Origin of the sequence: Bradyrhizobium sp., assembly GCF_016219575.1 — a bacterium.
GTDB lineage: Bacteria > Pseudomonadota > Alphaproteobacteria > Rhizobiales > Xanthobacteraceae > Bradyrhizobium.
Genome location: NZ_JACRMG010000020.1, coordinates 240,536 through 246,535 on the forward strand (window position 1 = coordinate 240,536; position 6,000 = coordinate 246,535).

Below are 6,000 nucleotides of genomic sequence, written 5' to 3' on the forward strand. Positions count from 1 at the left end.
TTCCGGCCGGTGCCGACATCTAGCCGTGAACAGGTGAGTACGGCGCGCCATCGCTGATTCGGGCGCGGTTTGTTCGAAGCGCGTTCCGAACGTTAAGAAGACCTCGCGCCTGCGTCGCGTTTTGATACAGGCGCGCTTCTCTTACGCCGCGCCGGGCTGTTTGACGCGCGGCAGCCGCCAGCCGATCACGGTCGCTTCGACGGCGCCGCCGGATTGGTCATTGCGCCACTGGCCATCGACAAAGCGGCAGGCAAACGGCAATTGATACGTTCCGCTGTGATCCTCGCACAGCACCTCGACTGCCTGTTCCGGCGGAGGAGCGCCAAGTCCGTCGAACTGCGCCAGCCGCTTTTCCCGCGTTGCCATTTGTCACCCTGTCCACGCTTCGCCAATTACGCCCACCCGGTTCCGGACCGCCCGGTCGCACACGGGCGATCTATAGGATACGATTGTGGTATCTGTGGCGCTTCATGCCGGCTGCGTGCAAATTGACGTGATCGAGGTTTTCCGATGGGGCGTTTCATGATCGGCCGGATCGTCGTTGCCGCTGTCTGCGCGGTGTTCTGCCTGTTGCCGCAAGCCAGCCACGCCCAGGACGTCCCGGGCATCGAGATCTGCACCGTGGAAAAGACCATGGAGCGGCGCACCTCCTGCCTGCAGAGCAATGTCGATTTCCTGCAGAAGACCATCACGAAACTCTCGCTCGACAATCAGCGCAGGCTGGATGCGGCCTACCGGCAGATCGACGGCCTGAAGGCGGCCGTGGCGTCGCTGGAGAAACTGGTCGAGGAACAGAAGAAGGCGATTGAGGAGGTGAAGAAGGCTGCCGCGCCGCCGGCGAAGAACGCGGCGCCGGCCGCGAAAGAGGGCGCGAAGTAGCCGCACGATTGCCTCCGGTTCCTCCGAACGAGAGCAAGGACTGTCAAACGCGCCGCCTTCGCAGCGGGCATGATGCGGACGCTTCGAAGGAGAGCCGTTTTCCCATGAATCCCGCCCAGAAGGCGCTGTGGTATGTCGAGAGCCATCTCGCCGACAGCCTGACGCTCGACGAGATCGCATCCGTCGGCGGCGTGTCGCGCTTTCACATGGTGCGGGCGTTAGCGGAAGCGACGGGAATGTCGGTCATGCGCTATGTGCGCGCCCGCCGCCTCACCAAGGCGGCGCGCTCGCTGGCCAAAGGTGCGCCCGACATTCTTACGCTGGCGCTGGAAGCGGACTACGGCTCCCACGAAGCATTCACCCGCGCGTTCCGCGACCATTTCGGCGTCACGCCGGAGCAGGTACGCGCCGCAACCTGCCTCGACAAGCTCAAGCTACAGGAGCCGATCATGATGGACTCCACGCCCACGACCGATCTGCAACCGCCGCGTTTCGAGACCGCCAGGGCGTTGCTCGTTGCCGGCGTCGGCGAGCGGTACAATTTCTGCGACAATGGCGGCGCCAACATCCCCAATCAATGGCAGCTCTTTCACCAGAGGGCCGGCGACATCCCCGACCGCGTCGGCAACGTCGCCTATGGCGTCTGCTGCAATGGCGATGATTCCGGCAATTTCGACTACATCGCAGGCGTCGAGGTTTCCGATTTCTCCGACCTGCCGCGCGAGTTCGCGCGGGTCCGCATCCCGGCGCAGCGCTATGTGGTGTTCACCCACCGCGAGCACGTCTCCACCATCCGCCGCACCGTCAGCGCGATCTGGAATCAATGGCTGCCGCAGTCCGCCCTGAAGGTCGCCGATGCGCCAAGCTTCGAGCGCTATGACGAGAAGTTCGATCCGGCCACCGGCAATGGCGGGCTGGAGATCTGGGTGCCGGTGCAGGAATAGCCTAGTCCGTAGGATGGGTAGAGCGAAAGCGAAACCCATCATCTTTCGTCGCGTTGCCAGGGATGGGTTTCGCTGCGCCCTACCCATCCTACAAATGGGCATCGGTGGCGATTGCACCGAGGACGACGAATTGCACCGCTTCGCGCAACGCAGCCCTGCGCTGCGGGGCGGTCCGCACTTGCTTGGCAAGCCACATCGACTTTGCCATAACGGACGCAACAAGATGTTGCGTGCGCGGGGGCTAGCCAAAAATCCGCCTGCAGCCGAAAGAGCCGGGAGGATTTTCGATGGCCAATATCCGCGTTCTCGCCACCGATCTGGAATTTCCGGAAGGGCCGGTGGCGATGCCCGACGGCTCCGTGGTGCTGGTGGAAATCCGCGGGCAGCGGCTGACCCGGGTCTGGCCCGACGGCCGCAAGGAAGTGGTCGCGAAAATTCCGGGCGGGCCGAACGGCGCCGCGCTCGGCCCCGACGGCAAGATGTATGTCTGCAACAATGGCGGCTTTAGCTGGATCCCGACCCGCAACATGATCATGCCGGGACCGCAGCCGGACGATTATCAGGGCGGCTCGATCCAGCGCGTCGATCTGCAAAGCGGCAAGGTCGAGACGGTGGTTGCAAAATGCGGCGAGCATGCGCTGCGCGGGCCGAACGATCTCGTGTTCGACAGGCACGGCGGCCTGTGGTTCTCCGACCTAGGCAAGCGCCGCGCCCGCGAGATGGATGTCGGCGGGATGTATTATCTGAAGCCCGGCATGACCGACATCGTCGAGGTCGTGCACGGGGTGCTGCCGGCCAACGGCATCGGGCTGTCGCCGGACGAGAACATCGTCTACATCGCGGAGACGCCGACCGCACGGCTGTGGGCCTACGAGATTTCCGAGCCCGGCACGCTGAAGCCGCGCGACGTGATCTATCGCGGCGAGCGCGGCAAGCCGATCGCGGGGCTCGGCGGCTACCAGATGTTCGATTCTCTTGCGGTCGAGGCGTCAGGCAATGTCTGCGTCGCCACGCTGATCTCGGGCTGCATCTCCGTGATTGCGCCCGACGGCACGCTGGTGGAGCAGGTGCCGACCGGCGACCGCGTCACCACCAACATCGCCTTCGGCGGGCCCGGGCTGAAGACCGCCTACATCACGCTGTCCGGCAAGGGCGAACTGATCGCGATGGACTGGCCGCGGCCGGGATTGCCGCTGAATTTTTTGAACAGATGACGAGCGCGCTAAAAGCGCGATCGTCATTCCGGGGCTCGCGAAGCGAGAACCCGGAATCTCGAGATTCCGGGTCTGGTCCTTCGGGCCATCCCGGAATGACGAACGGGAGAGGCGCCAAGCGCGTCGCCGGACGATGCTATCGCATCGCCGGGAGAACCATGAGGCCACAGACGGGCCTGCATCCTTCGAGATGCCGCTTCGCGGCTCCTCAGGATGAGGAGAGGGAGTGTAACGAATGCCCTGGCTTGAACCGGTAACCCTCCGCGGCGCGCATGCGCGGCTGGAGCCGCTGTCGTCAGATCAGCTGGACGGACTGCTCGACGCGGTAAAGGACGGCGAGCTCTGGAAGCTCTGGTACACCTTCATCCCGACCGCGGAAAACATGAAGAAGGAGATCGACCGCCGGCTGGGCCTGCAGGCGGCCGGCTCCATGCTGCCGTTCACGGTGTTCGACGCCGACGGCAAGATCGCGGGCATGACGACGTACATGAACGTCGACATGCCGAACCGCCGGGTCGAGATCGGCTCTACATGGTATGCCAAGCGTGTGCAGCGCACGGCGCTCAACACCCAGTGCAAGCTCCTGCTGCTGCAGCACGCCTTCGAGAAGCTCGATTGCATTGCGGTAGAATTCCGCACCCATTTCTTCAACCAACAGAGCCGGCGCGGCATCGAGCGGCTCGGCGCCAAGCAGGACGGCATTTTGCGCAACCACCAGATTGCGCCGAACGGCACGTTGCGCGACACTGTGGTCTTCAGCATCATCGCCTCGGAATGGCCGACGGTGAAGGCGCATCTGAACTATCAGTTGAACGAGAAGGCGCGGTAGCGGCCACGAGCATGATCCGGAGAAGTGGGAACCGGTTCTCCGAAAAGATCATGCTCAAACAAGAGGGAGCATGATCCCGACCCGGAGGGCCGCGTTCGCGCAAAGCGGGAAACGGTTTTCGGCAAAGATCATGCGCAAACAAGAAACGGCAAAATGGAAACGTTCGATTATGTGATCATCGGCGCCGGTTCTGCGGGCAGCGTGCTTGCCAACCGGCTGGGCGAGGACTTGGGAACAAAGATCTGCGTGCTGGAGGCGGGGCCGAGCGACTGGCATCCCTACATCCATCTGCCGGCGGGCTTCATCAAGACCTTCCACATGAAGAGCATCAACTGGGCCTACCAGCAGGAAGTGGGCCCGTGGACCGGCGGCCGCAGCATCTATGCGCCGCGCGGCAAGACGCTCGGCGGTTCGTCCTCGATCAACGGCCACATCTACAACCGCGGCCAGCGCCAGGATTTCGACACCTGGGCGCAGATGGGCAACCGCGGCTGGGGCTATCCGGACGTGCTGCCGTACTTCAAGCGGATGGAGAAGCGGGTCGGCGAGGGCGAAGACACCTTCCGCGGCCGCGAGGGACCGCTCACGGTCACCACCATGGACTGGCAGGATCCGCTCTGCGAAGCCTTCATGGAAGGCGCGGTCAGCCTCGGCATTCCCAAGAACCCCGATTACAACGGCGGGATCCAGGAAGGCGTCTCCTACTGCCAGCGCACCATCGAGGGCGGCCTGCGCATGAGCGCTGCGAAAGCGTTCCTGCATCCGGCGCGCAAGCGCGGCAATGTCGACGTGCGCACGCATGCCCACGTCACCAACATCATCTTCGAGGGCAAGCGCGCGGTCGGCGTGCGCTACCTCAGGGGCGGGCGCGGCGGCACGCCGGTCGAGGTGCGCGCGTCGAAGGAAGTCATCCTCTCCGGCGGCGCCTATAATTCGCCGCAGGTGCTGCAGCTCTCCGGCGTCGGGTCGCCGGAACTATTGAACTCGCTCGGCATCCAGGTGCGCCACGCGCTGCCCGGCGTCGGCGAGGGCCTGCAGGACCACTACGCGCCGCGCTCGGTGGCCCGTGTGAAGAACATCAAGACCATCAACGAGCTTCGGCGCGGCCTCAGCCTCTGGGTCGAGGCGCTGAAATGGGCGACCACGCGGCGCGGCCTGCTGTCGCTGTCGCCGACCATGGTCTACTGCTTCTGGCATTCCGGCGAGACGCACGAAACCTCCGACCTGCAGCTCACCTTCACGCCGGCGAGTTACAAGGAGGGCGTGCAGGGCCAGCTCGAGGACGAGCCGGGCATGACGGTTGCCTCCTGGCAACAGCGGCCGGAGAGCCGCGGTTACGTCCGCGCCCGCTCGTCCGATCCGTTCGAGCCGCCGATCATCCAGACCAACTACCTCGTCGAGGAGATCGACCGCCGCGTCGTCGTCGCCGGCATGAAGCTGGCGCGACGCCTGCTCGCCTCCGAGCCGCTCAAGCCGTATTATGCCTATGAGGATTTCCCGGGCCCGAAGGTGCAGAGCGACGCGGAGATCCTGGCGGCAGTGACGGAACGCGGCACCACCACCTTCCATCCCGGCTGCACCTGCCGGATGGGGCCGGCCGACAAGCCGTGGGCCGTCGTCGACGACCAGCTCCGCGTCCACGGTCTCGAGGGCCTGCGCGTGATCGACGCCTCGATCATGCCGCGCATGATCTCGGCCAACCTCAATGCGTCGACGCTGATGATCGCCGACAAGGCCAGCGATATGATCCGCGGCAAGGCGGCGCCGGAAGCGGTGAAGCTGGCGGGATATGCGTGAGGGAATCGTAGGATGGGTAGAGCCGTAGGCGAAACCCATCAATGTGAGGCTAACGAAAGTGATGGGTTTCGCTGCGCTCTACCCATCCTACAAGTGAAACTTGGCCACAACCGTCATTGCGAGCGAAGCGAAGCAATCCAGCTTGCTTCGCCGCAGCTAGGAAGCTGGATTGCTTCCTCGCTTTGCTCCTCGCAATTGTGCATGTTCACTAATTCGCTGATTGGATCGCTCCACTGGAGGATGATCCGATGCGCGACAACAGCTATGACCGGACGATTGAACGCAATTATCTGCAGAAGTGGCGTTTTCTGATCCCGGAGTACGAGGCGGTAAAGGC

7 protein-coding genes are annotated in these 6,000 nt (G+C 63.9%); 5 read left to right on the forward strand and 2 right to left on the reverse strand.

Annotated elements, in window-relative coordinates; all coding sequences use genetic code 11:
* Positions 1-141: 141 nt before the first annotated feature.
* A complete protein-coding gene (locus tag HZB49_RS18035) occupies positions 142-366 on the reverse strand; it encodes a hypothetical protein (protein WP_291613734.1) in 225 nt (74 codons plus the stop codon).
* 156 nt (positions 367-522) lie between these two features.
* Between HZB49_RS18035 and HZB49_RS18040 the strand changes: the two genes are divergently transcribed.
* The 5 genes from HZB49_RS18040 (at position 523) to HZB49_RS18060 (ending at position 5,663) form a co-directional block, all read left to right on the forward strand.
* Entirely contained in the window at positions 523-879 is a 357-nt protein-coding gene (locus HZB49_RS18040; protein WP_291613772.1) for a hypothetical protein, read from the forward strand.
* Between the two features lie 104 nt (positions 880-983).
* On the forward strand, positions 984-1,823 hold the full coding sequence (locus HZB49_RS18045) for an AraC family transcriptional regulator (RefSeq protein ID WP_291613736.1): 840 nt from the start codon (positions 984-986) through the stop codon (positions 1,821-1,823).
* 287 nt (positions 1,824-2,110) lie between these two features.
* A complete protein-coding gene (locus tag HZB49_RS18050; RefSeq protein WP_291613738.1) occupies positions 2,111-3,037 on the forward strand; it encodes an SMP-30/gluconolactonase/LRE family protein in 927 nt (308 codons plus the stop codon).
* Positions 3,038-3,272: 235 nt separating this feature from the next.
* Positions 3,273-3,866 (forward strand): GNAT family protein, encoded by a 594-nt coding sequence (locus HZB49_RS18055; RefSeq protein ID WP_291613739.1) that lies wholly within the window; start codon positions 3,273-3,275, stop codon positions 3,864-3,866.
* A gap of 153 nt (positions 3,867-4,019) precedes the next feature.
* Positions 4,020-5,663 carry a GMC family oxidoreductase N-terminal domain-containing protein gene (locus tag HZB49_RS18060; RefSeq protein WP_291613741.1) on the forward strand — a complete coding sequence of 548 codons (1,644 nt, stop codon included), beginning with the start codon at positions 4,020-4,022 and terminating at the stop codon, positions 5,661-5,663.
* 113 nt (positions 5,664-5,776) lie between these two features.
* Here the strand turns inward: HZB49_RS18060 and HZB49_RS18065 are convergent.
* Positions 5,777-6,000, reverse strand: a 224-nt coding sequence (locus HZB49_RS18065; protein WP_291613743.1) for a hypothetical protein, incomplete at its 5' end; no start/stop codon positions are given.

Bases quoted from the DNA above. Each gene is read 5' to 3' on its own strand.
- HZB49_RS18050 (WP_291613738.1), top strand. From the start codon at position 2,111: ATGGCCAATATCCGCGTTCTCGCCACCGATCTGGAATTTCCGGAAGGG.
- HZB49_RS18045 (WP_291613736.1), top strand. From the start codon at position 984: ATGAATCCCGCCCAGAAGGCGCTGTGGTATGTCGAGAGCCATCTCGCC.
- HZB49_RS18040 (WP_291613772.1), top strand. From the start codon at position 523: ATGATCGGCCGGATCGTCGTTGCCGCTGTCTGCGCGGTGTTCTGCCTG.
- HZB49_RS18035 (WP_291613734.1), bottom strand. From the start codon at position 366: ATGGCAACGCGGGAAAAGCGGCTGGCGCAGTTCGACGGACTTGGCGCT.
- HZB49_RS18055 (WP_291613739.1), top strand. From the start codon at position 3,273: ATGCCCTGGCTTGAACCGGTAACCCTCCGCGGCGCGCATGCGCGGCTG.
- HZB49_RS18060 (WP_291613741.1), top strand. From the start codon at position 4,020: ATGGAAACGTTCGATTATGTGATCATCGGCGCCGGTTCTGCGGGCAGC.